The 14,946-nt window shown below is 67.8% G+C and carries 20 protein-coding genes; 11 read left to right on the top strand and 9 right to left on the bottom strand.

What is annotated here, in order from left to right:
* Positions 1-67 precede the first annotated feature (67 nt).
* The 4 genes from A7D27_RS02470 to A7D27_RS02455 form a co-directional block, all read right to left on the bottom strand.
* Positions 68-952: an alpha/beta fold hydrolase gene (locus A7D27_RS02470; RefSeq protein ID WP_069563983.1), complete on the bottom strand. Its 885-nt coding sequence runs from the start codon at positions 950-952 to the stop codon at positions 68-70.
* Positions 952-1,734 carry a class II aldolase/adducin family protein gene (locus tag A7D27_RS02465; protein ID WP_069564032.1) on the bottom strand — a complete coding sequence of 261 codons (783 nt, stop codon included), beginning with the start codon at positions 1,732-1,734 and terminating at the stop codon, positions 952-954. The genes A7D27_RS02470 and A7D27_RS02465 overlap by 1 nt, the downstream gene beginning before the upstream one ends.
* Positions 1,735-1,829: 95 nt before the next feature.
* On the bottom strand, positions 1,830-2,516 hold the full coding sequence (locus A7D27_RS02460) for an LrgB family protein (RefSeq protein WP_044411400.1): 687 nt from the start codon (positions 2,514-2,516) through the stop codon (positions 1,830-1,832).
* Positions 2,506-2,892, bottom strand: a complete 387-nt coding sequence (locus A7D27_RS02455) for a CidA/LrgA family protein (protein ID WP_069562306.1) — start codon at positions 2,890-2,892, stop codon at positions 2,506-2,508. Before A7D27_RS02455 ends, A7D27_RS02460 begins: the two co-directional genes overlap by 11 nt.
* A gap of 95 nt (positions 2,893-2,987) precedes the next feature.
* Between A7D27_RS02455 and A7D27_RS02450 the strand changes: the two genes are divergently transcribed.
* Positions 2,988-3,893 carry a LysR family transcriptional regulator gene (locus tag A7D27_RS02450; RefSeq protein WP_069563982.1) on the top strand — a complete coding sequence of 302 codons (906 nt, stop codon included), beginning with the start codon at positions 2,988-2,990 and terminating at the stop codon, positions 3,891-3,893.
* Here A7D27_RS02450 and A7D27_RS02445 read toward each other — a convergent pair.
* Entirely contained in the window at positions 3,890-4,348 is a 459-nt protein-coding gene (locus A7D27_RS02445; protein WP_069562304.1) for a cupin domain-containing protein, read from the bottom strand. The two genes, A7D27_RS02450 and A7D27_RS02445, sit on opposite strands and share 4 nt — an antisense overlap.
* On the bottom strand, positions 4,348-4,797 hold the full coding sequence (locus A7D27_RS02440; protein WP_069563981.1) for a flavodoxin: 450 nt from the start codon (positions 4,795-4,797) through the stop codon (positions 4,348-4,350). The genes A7D27_RS02445 and A7D27_RS02440 overlap by 1 nt, the downstream gene beginning before the upstream one ends.
* Positions 4,798-4,895: 98 nt before the next feature.
* Between A7D27_RS02440 and A7D27_RS02435 the strand changes: the two genes are divergently transcribed.
* On the top strand, positions 4,896-5,342 hold the full coding sequence (locus tag A7D27_RS02435) for a PAS domain S-box protein (RefSeq protein ID WP_069562302.1): 447 nt from the start codon (positions 4,896-4,898) through the stop codon (positions 5,340-5,342).
* A 55-nt stretch (positions 5,343-5,397) separates the two neighbouring features.
* On the opposite strand, the gene A7D27_RS02430 is transcribed toward A7D27_RS02435, so the two are convergent.
* Positions 5,398-6,330: a MerR family transcriptional regulator gene (locus tag A7D27_RS02430; RefSeq protein ID WP_069562301.1), complete on the bottom strand. Its 933-nt coding sequence runs from the start codon at positions 6,328-6,330 to the stop codon at positions 5,398-5,400.
* A 267-nt stretch (positions 6,331-6,597) separates the two neighbouring features.
* Between A7D27_RS02430 and A7D27_RS02425 the strand changes: the two genes are divergently transcribed.
* The 7 genes from A7D27_RS02425 (at position 6,598) to A7D27_RS02395 (ending at position 10,538) form a co-directional block, all read left to right on the top strand.
* Positions 6,598-7,167 carry an antibiotic biosynthesis monooxygenase gene (locus A7D27_RS02425; protein WP_069562300.1) on the top strand — a complete coding sequence of 190 codons (570 nt, stop codon included), beginning with the start codon at positions 6,598-6,600 and terminating at the stop codon, positions 7,165-7,167.
* 207 nt (positions 7,168-7,374) lie between these two features.
* The gene (gene folM / locus A7D27_RS02420) at positions 7,375-8,085 is read left to right on the top strand and encodes a dihydromonapterin reductase (protein ID WP_069563980.1); all 711 of its coding nucleotides are present in this window, start codon (positions 7,375-7,377) and stop codon (positions 8,083-8,085) included.
* A 22-nt stretch (positions 8,086-8,107) separates the two neighbouring features.
* Complete coding sequence (gene folE, locus A7D27_RS02415) at positions 8,108-8,665, top strand: GTP cyclohydrolase I FolE (RefSeq protein ID WP_044411428.1); 558 nt, start codon at positions 8,108-8,110, stop codon at positions 8,663-8,665.
* 2 nt (positions 8,666-8,667) lie between these two features.
* On the top strand, positions 8,668-9,039 hold the full coding sequence (gene folX / locus A7D27_RS02410) for a dihydroneopterin triphosphate 2'-epimerase (protein ID WP_069562298.1): 372 nt from the start codon (positions 8,668-8,670) through the stop codon (positions 9,037-9,039).
* 94 nt (positions 9,040-9,133) lie between these two features.
* The gene (locus A7D27_RS02405; RefSeq protein ID WP_069562297.1) at positions 9,134-9,427 is read left to right on the top strand and encodes a DUF1244 domain-containing protein; all 294 of its coding nucleotides are present in this window, start codon (positions 9,134-9,136) and stop codon (positions 9,425-9,427) included.
* Complete coding sequence (locus A7D27_RS02400; protein WP_069563979.1) at positions 9,424-9,765, top strand: HopJ type III effector protein; 342 nt, start codon at positions 9,424-9,426, stop codon at positions 9,763-9,765. The genes A7D27_RS02405 and A7D27_RS02400 overlap by 4 nt, the downstream gene beginning before the upstream one ends.
* Before the next feature lie 170 nt (positions 9,766-9,935).
* Entirely contained in the window at positions 9,936-10,538 is a 603-nt protein-coding gene (locus A7D27_RS02395; protein ID WP_069562295.1) for a putative glycolipid-binding domain-containing protein, read from the top strand.
* Positions 10,539-10,545: 7 nt separating this feature from the next.
* Here the strand turns inward: A7D27_RS02395 and trxB are convergent, their stop codons facing one another.
* Positions 10,546-11,493, bottom strand: coding sequence for a thioredoxin-disulfide reductase (gene trxB, locus A7D27_RS02390; RefSeq protein ID WP_069563978.1), 948 nt, complete (start codon positions 11,491-11,493; stop codon positions 10,546-10,548).
* 264 nt (positions 11,494-11,757) lie between these two features.
* Here trxB and cysZ point away from each other — a divergent pair, with 264 nt between their 5' ends.
* Complete coding sequence (gene cysZ, locus A7D27_RS02385) at positions 11,758-12,504, top strand: sulfate transporter CysZ (RefSeq protein WP_069562293.1); 747 nt, start codon at positions 11,758-11,760, stop codon at positions 12,502-12,504.
* A 100-nt stretch (positions 12,505-12,604) separates the two neighbouring features.
* The gene (locus tag A7D27_RS02380; protein ID WP_069562292.1) at positions 12,605-13,795 is read left to right on the top strand and encodes a glycosyltransferase family 1 protein; all 1,191 of its coding nucleotides are present in this window, start codon (positions 12,605-12,607) and stop codon (positions 13,793-13,795) included.
* A gap of 4 nt (positions 13,796-13,799) precedes the next feature.
* On the opposite strand, the gene A7D27_RS02375 is transcribed toward A7D27_RS02380, so the two are convergent.
* Entirely contained in the window at positions 13,800-14,759 is a 960-nt protein-coding gene (locus tag A7D27_RS02375; protein ID WP_069562291.1) for a DegV family protein, read from the bottom strand.
* Between the last annotated feature and the right edge of the window lie 187 nt (positions 14,760-14,946).

Genomic DNA, 14,946 nt, shown 5'->3' with positions numbered 1-14,946 from the left:
CGTCCAGTAGCCGGCGCCTGCAGCGGCCACGCCCCCGAGGGGGTCAGTTGCAGGAGTCGACGTCGCCTCATGGGGCGCTCTCCAGGGCCTGGCGGAACGCCAGGTAATGCTGCAGGACCTGGTTCGGTGCCTCGGTCTGCGGGTAATGGCCGATGTGTTCGAGGAGCACGGTGTCGGGCTCGGGGATCAGCTCACGGTAGCGCGCCACCATGTGGGCACCGGAGATGGGGTCGACGACACCGTCGATCATCCGCAGCGGTACGCCGCCTTTCTGCATGGCGGCCACCCAGCGGTCGCGCTGCTCGCGGCGCTCGGGGATGTAGCGGATCAGCCGGTGCATCACCGCCGGGCCATCGTGGGCGGCCACCAGGCTCCAGAAGTCGTCCAGTTCCGCTGCCGAAGGCTGGGTCGCCGGGCCGAAGATCTTGCCGAAGTTCGCCCCCAGCTTGGCGCGGGAAAAAAACCGGCCGATCAGGGGCCCCAGGGGGCTGAGCAGCAGTTTCTGCACCAGCACCGGGTGGTGGGCCTCGGGGAACAGGCCACCGTTGAGGAACACGCAACTGGCGATGCGGGCGCGGCCTTCGTGGTGCCGTGCCAGCAGTTCCTGGGCGACGCTGTCGCCGTAGTCGTGGGCCAGCAGGTGCACCGGGCCGTCGATGCCCAGGTGGCGCACCAGGGCCTGCTGCAGGTCGGCCTGTTCCAGCAGCCGATAGTCGTGGCCGCGCGGCTTGTCGGAGTCGCCGAAGCCGAGCATGTCGCAGGCGATCACCCGGTAGCGCTCGGCCAGGGGCTGCCACAGGTAGTGCCAGTCCCAGGCGGCGGTGGGGAAGCCGTGGATCAGCAGCAGCGGCTCGCCCTGCCCGGCCGCCCAGTAGCGGATGCGGTGGCGCTGGAACAGCAGGTCGCGGCCCTGGGCGCGCCAGTCACCCAGGGGGATACCCGGCAGGGCCATCAGTCGCGGTACCCGGGGTTCTGCTGGTCGAGCTTGCGCAGCAGCGCCGGCCACGGCAGCGCGCCGCCCATGCCGGTGGGGCTCTTCATGACGCCGGCGAGCATCTGCCGGGCGCCGTCGAGAATCTGCTGCGGGATGTGGATCAGTTCGCCGCCGCCGCTCTGGGCCATCACCTGCACTTCGCAGGCGCGCTGCATCGTGAACATGCCGAGGAAGGCGTCGGCGATGCTGCCGAAGGCGGTGAGCAGGCCGTGGTTGGGCAGGATCATGAAGTTGGCGCTGCCGAGGTCAGCCTGCAGGCGGGCCTTCTCCTCGTGGTGCAGGGCCACGCCTTCGTAGCCGTGGTAGGCCAGGCTGGCGAGGACGAACAGGGATTGCTGGGAGAGCGGCAGCAGGCCTTGCTTCTGCGCCGAGACGGCGATGCCGGCCGGGGTGTGGATGTGCAGCACGCAACCGACGTCGTGGCGCACTTCGTGGATGGCGCTGTGGATGGTGTAGCCGGCGGGGTTGATGTCGTAGGGGCTGTCCATCAGCTTGTTGCCGGCCAGGTCGACCTTCACCAGGCTGGAGGCGGTGATCTCGTGGAACATCATCCCGTAGGGGTTGATGAGGAAGTCCTCGGTGCCGGGCACCTTGGCGGAGATGTGGGTGAAGATCAGGTCGTCCCAGCCGTACAGGGCGATCAGGCGGTAGCAGGCGGCCAGGTCGACGCGGGTCTGCCACTCGGCGGCGGAGACCTGGTCCTTGATGGAGGGGCTGGGCGGAGTCTGGGCAGCGGTCACGGCGATCACCTCGTTGTTGTTGTGGGTGACCGGAGTCTAGCGAGGCCGGGCCACCCCGCGAGTCGCCTTGGCAGCCATCCTGATGACCGAGGGAGTCACAGCAGGTGGGTCAGCAGGGGTGCGGCGAACAGGTTGAGCAGCCCCATCAGGACCATCACCAGGCCGGCGACGGTGCCCTCTTCGCGCCCCACTTCCTGGGCCCGGCTGACCCCGGCGCCGTGGGCTCCGACGCCGAACAGGGCGCCCCGGGCGAGGCTGCTGCGCAGCGGCAGGAAGCGGATCAGCAGGCTGCCGGCGAGGGCGCCGAACACGCCGGTGATCATCACGAACACCGCCGTCAGCTCCGGTACGCCGCCCAGGCCCTGGGCCAGGGGCATGGCGAAGGGCGTGGTGATCGAACGCGGCACCAGCGAGCGGCTCACCGGCGCCTCCAGGGCCAGGGCCTGGGCCAGCCACCAGGAGCTGGCGATGGCCACGCTGCTGCCCATCAGCATGCCCAGCGAGAGCGCCGGCCAATGCCGGGCCAGCAGGGCGCGCTGCTGCCAGATGGGCACAGCGAAGGCCACCGTGGCCGGGCCGAGCAGCAGCATCAGCCAGTGGGTGAGCCCGGCGTACTCGGCATAGGCGGTGTGCAACGGCACGGCCACCGCCAGCAGCAGCGCCGGCACCAGGATCAGCGGCGACAGCAGGTAGCGCCCGCTGCGTCGGTACAGCCAGCGGCTGAGCAGGTAGCCGCCGAGGGTCAGGGCGAGCCAGAACCAGGCCATCGGATCAGTGCTCATGGCGTTCACTCCAGCGGCACACCAGTTCCACGGTCAGGGCGGTGGCGAGCATCACCAGCAACGTGCTGACGCCGATCACCAGCAGGATGCGCCAGCCCTCGCTGCGCAGCAGCGCGCCGTAGTCCAGCAGGCTCATCAGCGCCGGGATGAAGAACAGCAGCATCTCCGCCATCAGCAGCCCGGCACCCAGTTGCAACGCTGCGGGCTGCACCCAGCCACTGGCAAAGGCGGCCAGCAGCAGGCCGAGGCCGATCACCCCACCGGGAATCGGCCAGGCCAGCCAGGCGGCGATCTGGCCACCCAGCAGGTAGAGGGCGATGAGCACGACGAGTTGCAGGACGAGGCGGGACAGGTGGCTGAGGCGGGCGCGGGACATGGGATGCACTCCTGTGATGGCGTGCAGCTTAGGGCCGGGCCTATCATCCCAAAAGCGAATTGTTCGACTTGCTCCCATTCGAGATTGGAATAGCGATGGAATTTCACCAGTTGCGCAGTTTTGTCGAAGTGGTCCGCCAGGGCGGCTTCACCCAGGCGGCCAAGACCCTGCACGCCACCCAGTCCACCATCAGCAAGCAGGTGGCCCAGTTGGAGCAGCGCCTGGGGGTGCTGCTGCTGGAGCGCAACGGTCCGCACCTGCGCTTGACCGACGCCGGCACCCTGGTGCTGCGCCGGGCGGACGAGTTGCTGCGCCTGCGCCAGGACCTCTACAGCGAGCTGGACGACCTCAGCCAGTTGGCCCGGGGCGAGCTGCGCCTGGGCCTGCCGCTGCTGGGGGGCGAGGTGATGTTCGCCGAGCTGTTCGCCGCGTACCGGCAGCGCTACCCGAACATCGTGGTGCGGCTGTTCGAGGGCGGCAGCAAGCTGATGGAGGAGGCGCTGCTGCGCGGTGAGCTGGACATAGGCGGCAGCCTCACGCCCAACGATCCGGCGCTGGCCTTCCAGCCGTTCTGCAACGAGCCGCTGGACGTGCTGCTGCCTGAAGCCCATGCGCTGGCGGGGTGTGACGGCATCGCCCTGGCGCAGTTGAGAGACGCGCCCTTCCTGCTCTACCAGCAGAGTTTCACCCTCAACGACCGCCTGCTGCTGGCGTGTCGCCAGGCCGGCTTCACCCCACGGGAGGTGGGGCGCAGCGGGCAGGCGGACTTCCTCGCGGCGCTGGTGGCCGCCGGCCAGGGCGTGGTGCTGCTGCCGCGCATCGTCGCCCGCACGCTGGAACGACCGGGCCTGCGCCGGGTGCCGCTGGTGGAGCCGGATCTGCGCTGGGACATCGCCTTCGTCTGGCGACAGGGCGCCTACCTGTCACGGGCGGCGCAGGCCTGGCTGGATCTGTTGAAGGAATATTCGCCGCTGACGGCATCAGGCGGCGCAGCAGGCTAGAGGAATTGCCGATCCAGCAGCGGCCACTGGCGCTGGGCGTCGAGGTCGTCGGCGAGCAGGCGAAAGCCATCGAACTCGAAGGCCGGGGCGACGTTGCAGCCCACCAGGGTGTAGGCCCCGAGGGCGCGTGCCGCCTGCCAGGCATGGGCGCGCACGGTGCGCTGCGGCAGGCTGCCCTCGCCCACCGGCCCGAGGCGCTCGCGGCGCAGGGCCTGGGGGTCGTCGGCGATCAGCAGCTCCAGCGGGTCGCCTTCGTAGAAGTGCCAGGTCTCGTCGGCATCCACCCGGTGCCAGCGGCTGATGCCACCGGCGGGCAGGAGGAAGAAGATCGACGAGGACATCGAACGACCATCTGCAAGGCTGCCCTCGGCCTCGAACGCCCGGCGGTAGAAGCCACCCTCGGGGTGCGGGGCCAGTTGCAGGGCTTCGATGAGGTACGCCGCGCGCGGGTGCATCAGGCGCTGAGTGCAGCGGCGAAGCGGGCGATCCAGGGCTCGGCGTCCACTTCCGGGGTGACGGTTTCGCTGGCGTCCAGGCGCAGCATCTCCTGCACCTCGCGCAGGCCCAGTTCGGCGTGCAGTTCACGCATCATCTCGCCGCCGCCGCAGAACTGGTCGTAGCTGGAGTCGCCGAGGGCCAGCACGGCGGCGGGACGGCCGCGCCAGTCGGGAAGCTGGTCACGCAGGACGTGGTAGAGGGGCAGCAGGTTGTCGGGCAGCTCGCCCATGCCGGTGGTGGAGGTCACACTGAGGAACGCTTCGGGGCCGAAGGCCTTGAGTTCGTCGAGGGTCATCCCGGCCTTGTGCCAGGCCTCGTGGCCGGCGGCCTTGAGCAGCCGCTCGGCGTGGCGGGCGACTTCTTCGGCGGTGCCGTAGACCGAGCCGGATAGGATGGCGACTTTCATGACTTCTCCTGTTAGCGCGAAATGAATCGCATTATGCCGCAACTGGCAGTCCGCCCCCGATGTTTTAGAATCCCTGCACCTCGAACCAGGAACTCGTCATGATCAACGCCAAACTGCTCCAGCTGGTGGTCGAAGCCTCCAACGACGGCATCGTCGTCGCCGAACAGGAAGGCGACGACAACATCCTCATCTATGCGAACCCGGCGTTCGAACGGCTGACCGGCTACAGCCAGGACGACATCCTCTACCGCGATTGCCGCTTCCTGCAGGCAGGCGACCGTGACCAGCTCGGCCTCGCGGCGATCCGCCAGGCGATCAAGAAGGGCGAGCCGAGCCGGCAGATCCTGCGCAACTACCGCAAGGACGGCAGCGTGTTCTGGAACGAGCTGTCCATCACCCCGGTGCACAACGAGGCGGATCAACTGACGTACTACATCGGCATCCAGAAGGACGTGAGCCCCGAGGTCGAGGCACGCCAGCGCGTGCGCGAACTCGAGGCGGAGGTGGCGGCCCTGAAGGCCCGCATCGCGGAACTGGAGGGCTGAGGCGTCAAGGCAGGCGAGGCCGCTGCGGCGGCGCAGCGGGTTCTTCCAGGTTCTGTCAGGTGTCCAGATGGCCGTCCAGCAGGCGGCGCAGACGCAGTTGCATGGTGCGACCCTCGCTGCCCAGAGTCGCCACCGGGCTACGTTCCAGGGCGCTGCCGATCAGGTCGGCGGCTTCGCCGGCCAGGGCCAGCGGGCACTCCACCGAGAGCGCCAGGCGCCCGAGGCGCGCCGCCAGGTCGTCCGCCGGCGGGTGGTTGGAGAACACCACCAGCGCCTGGGGCGCGATCTTCTCGCACACCAGCGGCAGCTCCTGGAACGGCTGATCCAGACCCAGCACACGGATTGCACAGTCGCCATGGCTGAGCAGCAAGGCCGCTACCAGCAGCTCCAGCTCGCGGCACTCGCCCTGCAGCGGGGCGACCACCACGCAATCTTCCCCATCCCCCGGTGACAACTGCAGGCGCTGCAACACGCGCCCGCGCAGGAAGGCGTCGAAGAAGGCCCATTCGCTGGCCACGCCGTATTCATCCTGGCGCAGCAGCAGGTCGCGCCAGAGCGGCATCAGCACGTCCTGGAACACCACGGTGAGCGGGTAGGTGGAGAACACCTGGCCATAGAGCCGCTCCAGGGCCGGGCCGTCGAAGGCCGACAGCGCCCGGCGCAACTGCGCCTGCCACTCGCCCCACTCCGCCATGGCGGCGGCCGGCTGCACCGGGGCGGGGGCCCGGGTGGAGGCGCTGCGGGCGAGGATCTGCCCGACCTTGCTGACCGGCACGCCGCGGTCGATCCAGGCCAGGATGCTGCGCACGGCCTCGACGTCGGCATAGGAATAGAGGCGGTGGCCGCTGTCGGTACGGGTCGGCTGGATCAGCCCGTAGCGACGCTCCCAGGCGCGCAGGGTGACCGGGTTGACGCCGGTGAGGCGGGAGACTTCGCGGATCGGGAAGAGTTCTTCCTGCTGCATGGCGATGGCTGCGTTATCGGTCATGGCAAAAGGTCTGGGCTTGAAAGCGCAGAGTTTAACCCAGGCCCGGCTCCTTGCTCAGTGCCCGGATGCGGTGCGGCATGCGCCATTGGCGCGCACCGAGCCGACTTTCACTGTCCGGTTGCCATCCGGCGGCCCCCGGCACGCGGCACTGGCGTATTCAGCCGAAACAGGAATAATCCTTGCCTCTGAAAGGGAGCAGGCCCACCACCCCGGGCCGCTTCCCGCGCTGCCCCCACCCTGGGCAGCGCCCGCAACTGGAGATACACGATGTCTGCCGATCCCGTCACCCTCATGGTGGCGCGCCGGGTCACCCGCGAGCGCTACGACGATTTCATGGCCTGGCTGCGCGAAGGCGAGCAACTGGCCGCCGACTTCCCCGGCTACCTCGGCTCGGGCGTCCTGGCCCCGCCGCCCAACGACGACGAATTCCAGATGATCTTCCGTTTCGCCGACGAGCCCACCCTGGCCGCCTGGGAGCATTCCGCCTCGCGCCGTGCCTGGCTGGAACGTGGTGCCGGCCTCTTCGACCGCCCTCATGAGCACCGCGCGCTGGGCCTGGATGCCTGGTTCGGCAATGCTGACCGCCGGCCGCCTCGCTGGAAGCAGAGCATCGCCATCTGGCTGGCCTTCTTCCCGGTTTCGCTGGGTTTCAACCTGCTGTTCGGCCCCTGGCTCGGTGGACTCGACCTGCTGGTACGCGTCTTTATCAGCACGCTGGTTCTGACGCCGCTGATGACCTACTGGTTCATCCCGTTATCCACCCGCCTGCTGGCCCCCTGGCTGAACACACCGGCTTCCCGCACCCGCCGCCCCGGCTTCACGGCCCCCTCCCGATAACGTCACAAAGGTTGTACAGAGGCAAAATCTGTACAACCTTACGGCACCCTCTCTTTTTATATAACCCCACACGAATCAAGGACTTGGCTGAATTCACGGTCGGAATTCGGATTTCTTCAGCGCCAAGAATTGTACAAACCCAGGCTTCTGGTATAAGTTTTCACCATTCCGCCCCAGCCCGGGGTATCGCCCTGCCACGAGGCCCCCATGAGCCCTTCGGCCGCTCCCATCCTGATTACCGGCGCCAGCCAGCGCGTGGGCCTGCATTGCGCAGAACGCCTGCTGGACGACGGCCAGCCGGTGATCATCAGCTACCGCACCGAGCGCGAAGGCGTGCACCGGCTGCGTGAGCGCGGCGCCTGCGTGATCGCGGCGGACTTCTCGGACGAAGCCGGCATCCTCGCCTTCATCGAACAGCTCAAGGCCGCTACGCCGCACCTGCGAGCCATCGTGCACAACGCCTCCGACTGGCTCACCGAAGCGCCCGGCCACGAGGCCGAGGCCTTCCAGCGGATGTTCAGCGTGCACATGCTGGCGCCCTACCTGATCAACCTGCATGCCGAGGCGCTGCTGCGCCACGGCGGTCCGGCCGACATCGTCCACATCAGCGACGACGTGGCGCGCAAGGGCAGCGAGAAACGCATCGCCTACTGCGCCAGCAAGGCCGGGCTGGACAACCTCACCCTCTCCTTTGCCGCCCGCTATGCCCCGGCCATCAAGGTCAACGGCATCGCGCCGGCGCTGGTGATGTTCAACACCGGTGACGACGCCACCTACAGGACCAAGACCCTGGCCAAATCCGCCCTCGGCATCGAGCCCGGGCCGGAAGTCGTGTACCAGGGCCTGCGCTACCTGCTGGACAACCCCTACGTCACCGGAACGACGCTAACCCTCAATGGCGGCCGCCACCTGAAGTGAACCGGCCGTACGGACTGCCAAGATGAATGACGACCTGTCCTCCCACTACCGGGAAATCCTCATGGGCGTGGGTGAAAACCCCGAGCGCGAAGGCCTGCTGGATACGCCCAAGCGGGCTGCCAAGGCGATGCGCTACCTGTGTCGTGGCTACGAGCAGAGCCTGGAGGAAGTGGTCAACGGCGCGCTGTTCTCGTCCGACAACGACGAGATGGTGACCGTGAAGGACATCGAGCTCTACTCCCTCTGCGAGCACCACCTGCTGCCCTTCATCGGCAAGGCGCACGTGGCGTACATTCCCACCGGCAAGGTGCTCGGCCTGTCCAAGGTGGCGCGCATCGTCGACATGTTCGCCCGCCGCCTGCAGATCCAGGAGAACCTCACCCGACAGATCGCCGAGGCCATCCAGCGCGTCACCGGCGCCGCCGGCGTCGCCGTGGTGATCGAGGCCAAGCACATGTGCATGATGATGCGCGGCGTGGAGAAGCAGAACTCGGTGATGACCACCTCGGTCATGCTCGGGGCCTTCCGCGAATCGCCGAGTACCCGCCAGGAATTCCTCAAACTCATCGGACGGAGCTGAGCATGCCGAGACTGGAGCCAGGAATGGCGCGGATCCGCGTGAAGGACCTGCGCCTGCGTACCTACATCGGGATCAAGGAGGAGGAAATCCTCAACAAGCAGGATGTGCTGATCAACCTCACCATCCTCTACCCGGCCGCCGACGCGGTGGACTTCAACGACATCGACCATGCGTTGAACTACCGCACCATCACCAAGGCCATCATCCAGCACGTCGAAGAGAACCGCTTCGCCCTGCTGGAGCGCCTGACCCAGGAGATCCTCGACCTGGTGATGACCAACCCGCGGGTGCGCTACGCCGAAGTGGAAGTGGACAAGCCCCACGCCCTGCGTTTCGCCGAGTCGGTGTCGATCACCCTCGCCGGCCATCGCTGATCCCCGCTGCCCGGCCCCGCGCCGGGCATTGCCGTCCCCGGGAGCGGCTCTTATCATCGCCGCGCCCTCCTCACCGATCCCAAGGAGTCCTCCGATGAACGAGCAACAGCGCCTCGAACTCGAAGCCGCCGCCTTCCGTCGGCTGGTCCAGCACCTGCGCAGCCGCACCGACGTGCAGAACATCGACCTGATGAACCTCGCCGGCTTCTGCCGCAACTGCCTGTCCAAGTGGTACAAGGCTGCCGCTGACGACCTCGGCGTCGAAGTCAGCCCCGAGCAGGCCCGCGAAGAGATCTACGGCATGCCCTATGCCGACTGGAAGGCCAAGTACCAGAAAGAAGCCAGCGCCGAGCAGCAAGCGGCCTTCGACAAAGCGAACAAAGCATGAACGACCTGAATGCATTCCGTAGCCGCCTGGCCAGTGGCGAGCACCTCTTCGCCGACACCCTGGCCTTCATCGCCGCCGGCTACGACTACCAGCCCTGCGCCTTCGTCAACGGCGGCGTGGAGAACGCCGCCGGACAGAACGAAGGCTCCTGCAAGACCCTGGGCCTGGCCATGCTGGAAAGCCTGAGCCGCGATGAGGCTCTGCTGGCCTTCGGCGAGCACTACCGCGCCGTGCTAGCCACCCCCGAGGGCAGCGATCACGGCAACATCCGCGCCCTGATGAAGAGCGGCCTGGACGGCGTTCGATTCGACGGCGAACCGCTCAAACGCAAAGCCTGAGGCGCCTAGGGGCGGCGCTCAACGCGCGGCTCATCTGTCAGAGAACGCTGACATACGTCACGAAAGGAACAACGTATCCTACGCGACGTAACGGGAACACCAGGGAAGGTGTCCTACGCCCAACACCCGTTGAGCGTTCCCCCTTCCCGTGCAGTTTCGGAGTCGCATGGATGCAACAGACCCTCGTTTGGAAACCCTGGTCCCACCCTGGCGTGGAGCACCTGCGCCTGCACCGTGCCGCCGATGGCGTCCACGTCAGCAGCCACCTCATGCAGAGCCGCGGCGGCAGCAGCTTCGCCGCCACCTATGTGCTCGACTACGACCCTGAATGGCGCTTCCGCCAACTCTGGCTGAAGGTCGACGACCACGGCCCCCGCAGCCTGCGCCTGCAGCGTGACGACGACGGCCGCTGGAGCCTGGACGGGCAGCCCTGCCCGGAACTGGAGCACTGCGACCAGGTGATGCTGGGCGCCAGCCCCTTCACCCACAGCCCGATCCTGCTGGGCAAGCCGCTGGAGACCTGGGAAGAACACACCCATCGGGTGGCGCACATCGACCTGCCCACCCTGACGGTGCAGGCGCGCCCACAGCGCTACCGCTGCGTGAAGCGCGACGCGCAGTTGAGCCGGTACCACTGGGAGCAGGAAGGCGACGCGGGCGGCGAACTGACCCTCGACGACCGGGGCCTGGCCACCCGCCTCGAAGGGCAGTTCCTGCGCCTGGATGCCCGCACCCTGCGCCTGACCGAACTGCCCATCAACACCTGGGTCTGACGCCCCCTCAAAGCGCGTCGAGGTAGCGCTCCACGTCCAGCGCCGCCATGCAGCCGGCGCCGGCGGAGGTGATGGCCTGGCGGTACACCGAGTCGGCCACGTCACCGGCGGCAAAAACCCCGGCCACGCTGGTGGCAGTGGCATTGCCATCGCGCCCACCGTTGACCACCACGTAGCCGTCGCGCAGGGCCAGTTGGCCCTCGAACAGCGAGGTGTTCGGCGTGTGGCCGATGGCGACGAACAGGCCGTCCACCTTCAGCTCGTCCATCTGCCCGTCGCGGCCGCGCAGGCGCACGCCGGTCACGCCCATCTCGTCGCCCAGCACCTCGTCCACCTCGGCATTGAGCTTGAGCACAATGCGTCCTTCGGCGATGCGTGCGCGGAGCTTGTCCTGCAGGATCTTCTCGGCGCGGAAGGTCTCGCGGCGGTGCACCAGGGTCACCTTGCTGGCGATGTTGGTCAGGTACAGCGCCTCTTCCACGGCCGTGTTACCGCCGCCCACCACAGCCACCTCGCGGTTGCGGTAGAAGAAGCCGTCACAGGTGGCGCAGGCGGATACGCCCTTGCCCATGAAGCGCTCCTCGGAGGGCAGCCCGAGGTAACGGGCGCTGGCGCCAGTGGCGATGATCAGCGCGTTGCAACTGTAGGTGCCGCTGTCCCCCACCAGGGTGAAGGGCTCGCCGGCCAGGTCCACGGCATTGATGTGGTCGAAGACGATCTCCGTCTCGAAGCGCTCGGCGTGGGCCTGCATGCGCTGCATCAGCGCCGGCCCGGTGAGCCCGTGGGCATCGCCCGGCCAGTTGTCCACCTCGGTGGTGGTGGTCAGTTGCCCGCCCGCCTGCAGGCCAGTGATCAGCAGAGGTTTGAGGTTGGCGCGGGCGGCATAGACGGCCGCGCTGTAACCGGCGGGACCGGAGCCGAGGATGATGACGCGGGCGTGGCGAGTGACGGACATGGCGGACACCTCAGGTAATAAAAAGAGGCCGCTGCGAGCACTAGGGGAAGGCTAAGGGAATGCAGCGGCCTCACGAACCAGCGGGAGCCGGCGAGCCCCCGAAAATGCTGGCAAGGCTACCGACGCCGCCCCCGGCCACGGAAATGTGCATTGCTTATCCCCTCGATAGGGCGCCCCTATCGCCGGGTGGGCGTGTGACGCCAGCGCTTTTACCGCCACGACAAAGTCGGTAAGGTCCGCCAGTCCCCTCTCATGGAGCGCCCGATGACCGCCCCTGCCCTGTCCGGCCCGCAATACCTCGGCGAAGGCCTGAAACTGATCCTCCGTCCCGGCCTGCGCCTGTTCGTGCTGCTGCCGCTGACCCTGAACCTCGTGCTGTTCATCGCCCTGATCGGCTTCGCCATGCGCGAATTCGGTGGCTGGGTCGATGCCTTCATGCCCAGCCTGCCCGACTGGGCGAGCTTCCTCGAATACCTGATCTGGCCGCTGTTCGTGGTGCTGGTGGTGCTGCTGGTGTTCTTCAGCTTCACCATGATCGCCAACATCATCGCTGCGCCCTTCAACGGCTTCCTCGCCGAGAAGGTGGAAGTGGTGGTACGCGGCCAGGACGACTTCCCGCCCTTCAGTTGGGCCGAACTGGTGGCCATGGTGCCGCGCACCATCGGCCGCGAACTGCGCAAACTGGGCTACTTCCTGCCGCGCGCGGCGGGCCTGCTGATTCTCAGCTTCATCCCCGTGGTGAACCTGGTGAGCACGCCGCTGTGGTTCGTCTTCGGCATCTGGATGATGGCCGTGCAGTACATCGACTATCCGGCGGACAACCACAAGCTGGGCTGGAACGAGATGCTCGCCTGGCTGCGCGAGAAGCGCTGGCAGAGCCTGGGCTTCGGCGGCTCGGTGTACCTGGCGCTGCTGATCCCCTTCGTCAACATCGTGATGATGCCCGCCGCCGTTGCCGGCGCCACCCTGTTCTGGGTGCGTGAAGGCGGCGACAAGGCCCTGCCCCGCTGATGCACCGGCGCGGGCCGGGCCCGCGCCGCCCTCACCTGCCGTCACCGGTCGGTCACATAAAATTCACACAGGCTAAACGGCGGGCGTCGACACTGAAGCCATGAGCCTGCCTGCCCTTCGAATCGCCCTTGTCAGCGAAACCTATCTGCCGGAAATCAACGGCGTCGCCAACACCCTGTCGCGACTGTGCGAGGGCCTGCGCGCACGCGGGCACCAGTTGCAGTTGGTGCGACCCCGCCAGGCCGTGGACCAGGGCGTGAAGAGCAGTGACGAGCTGCTGCTGGTGCGCGGCTGGCCACTGCCCGGCTACCCCGGGCTGCAATGGGGCCAGTCGAGCCTGCACAAGCTGCTGACACGCTGGAAGCAACGCCGCCCGGACGTGCTCTACATCGCCACCGAAGGCCCCCTCGGCCTGTCCGCCCTGCGTGCGGCTCGGCGCCTGGGAGTGCCGGTGATCAGCGGCTTCCATACCAACTTCCAGCAGTACACCGGCCACTACGGTATGGGCGTGCTGACGCGCCTGCTGACCAACTACCTGCGCTGGTTCCACAACACCTCGCAACTGACCCTGGTGCCCAGCGCCAGCCAGAGCGAAGAGCTGCGCCGTCGCGGCTTCGAGCGCTTGGCGCTGCTGGCACGCGGTGTCGACGGCCAGTTGTTCACCCCGGCCCGACGCTGCCAGGGCCTGCGGGAAGCCTGGGGGCTGGAGCCGGACGACATCGCCGTGCTGCATGTCGGCCGCCTGGCCCCGGAGAAGAACCTGCGGCTGCTGGCGCCCACCTTCCAGGCCCTGTGCAAGGCCCATCCCCAGCGCCGCCTGAAGCTCATCGTGGTGGGTGACGGCCCGTCGCGCGCTGCCTTGCAGACCGAGCTGCCGGAGGCGTTGTTCTGCGGCGTCCAGCGCGGCGAGGAACTGGCCCGCCATTACGCCAGCGCCGACCTGTTCCTCTTCCCCAGCCAATCCGAGACCTTCGGCAACGTGGTGCTGGAGGCGCTGGCCTCGGGCCTGGCGGTGGTGGCCTTCGACCAGGCTGCCGCCGCCCAGCACATCCGCCATGGGCACAACGGCGCCCTGGCGGTGCCCGACGAGCCGGTTACCTTCAGCGATGCCGCCTGCTGGTTGCTGGAAGACGACGAGACCCTGCGCCGGGTGCGCCTCAACGCCCGCCAGCACGCCGGCCGCCAGGGCTGGGACAGCATCGTCCAGCAGTTCGAGCAGCACCTGCGCAGCGTGGGCCCCGCCGAGACGGCCCTGCCCGCCGAAGCTCGCCTGCAGCCGCCCTCGCCCTGAGGCATCAGCCGAACGGCCGGGCCGGGGCGGCGAAGGCCAGGCTAAGGGCACCACGCCCGAGGTTGATGGCGCCGGTGGGGCTGAGCATCGCCACCTGCAGCACCACATCTCGCGCGAGGCAGGCCGCCTCCAGCTCGGCAAAGCCCGCCAGGTCACGCACCAGGGACAGTTCCCCGGCATAGCTGATGCACAGCTGCGGCGCCAACAGGTCGCCTGCCATCACCCGTGCGCAGGCGTGGGCGAACAGTTTCTCCGCCGCCCGCTCGAAGCTGGGCGCCAGGGTCACGGGCTTGTCCTCGCCCTGCTGCACGCTGATCACCGGTTTCACGTCCAGCAGCGAACCGATCCCCAGGGCCGCGCCACGCATACGGTCCAGCAACCCGCTGCGCTCGCCCTTCTGGAAGCCACGCTTGCGCAGGTGGCCGAGGTCATCGGCGATGAGGAAGGTACACACCGACTCGGCCAGTTGCTCCAGCCGGGCCCGCACGGCACTGGGGTGGCCGCCCCCGGCAATCAGCCGCACGGCCTCGGCGGCCAGCACCGCGCTGCCGGCAAACAGCGTGCGACCGTCGATCACCCGCATGGCGAACGGCGTGGCCAGCCCGGCCGCACTGCGCCGCTCGCGGTAGCACTGCAGTAGGCCGAAGGAAGCCTGGGTGGCGTGCTCGAAGATGGCGCTGCGCTGGGCGGAAAGGGTCAGGCAGATGACGTGGTCGTACTGGGTCACCAGCTCCTCCAGGAACCAGGCCTGGGTTTCCGCAGCGCTCAGCGGCTCGCTGCCATCGCCGGGGCCGACCCGGGGCAATTGGTCGACGTAGAAACGCCCGGTGACTTCGGGAATGCGGCGGTCCACCAGGGTGTCCTGGCCGAGGCGGATACGGATGGGCAGAACGCGGATGCCCCGCTCCGCAATGAAGGCCTGAGGCAGATCGCAGGTAGCATCCACCACCAATCCGGTGCGCATGGGACGACTCCTAGGGCCGGTGGACCGGCCGCTTGTTGTGGTGCCCGGACCATGCGCCTTCGTCCGGGACAAGTCAGCCCAACCGATTGAGGGTTTGTGGTGAGGGTGGCGTGTCGAAGGCCGTGCCCTAGCCCACTAGTTGAGGGACAAAGCTGATTATCGAGTTCTGCGGATGTTCTTTGTTTCG

Source organism: Pseudomonas sp. 1D4, assembly GCF_001728925.1.
Classification (GTDB): domain Bacteria; phylum Pseudomonadota; class Gammaproteobacteria; order Pseudomonadales; family Pseudomonadaceae; genus Metapseudomonas; species Metapseudomonas otitidis.
Note: the sequence above shows the minus strand (reverse complement) of the source record. Positions and strands in the feature narration are given on the sequence as shown.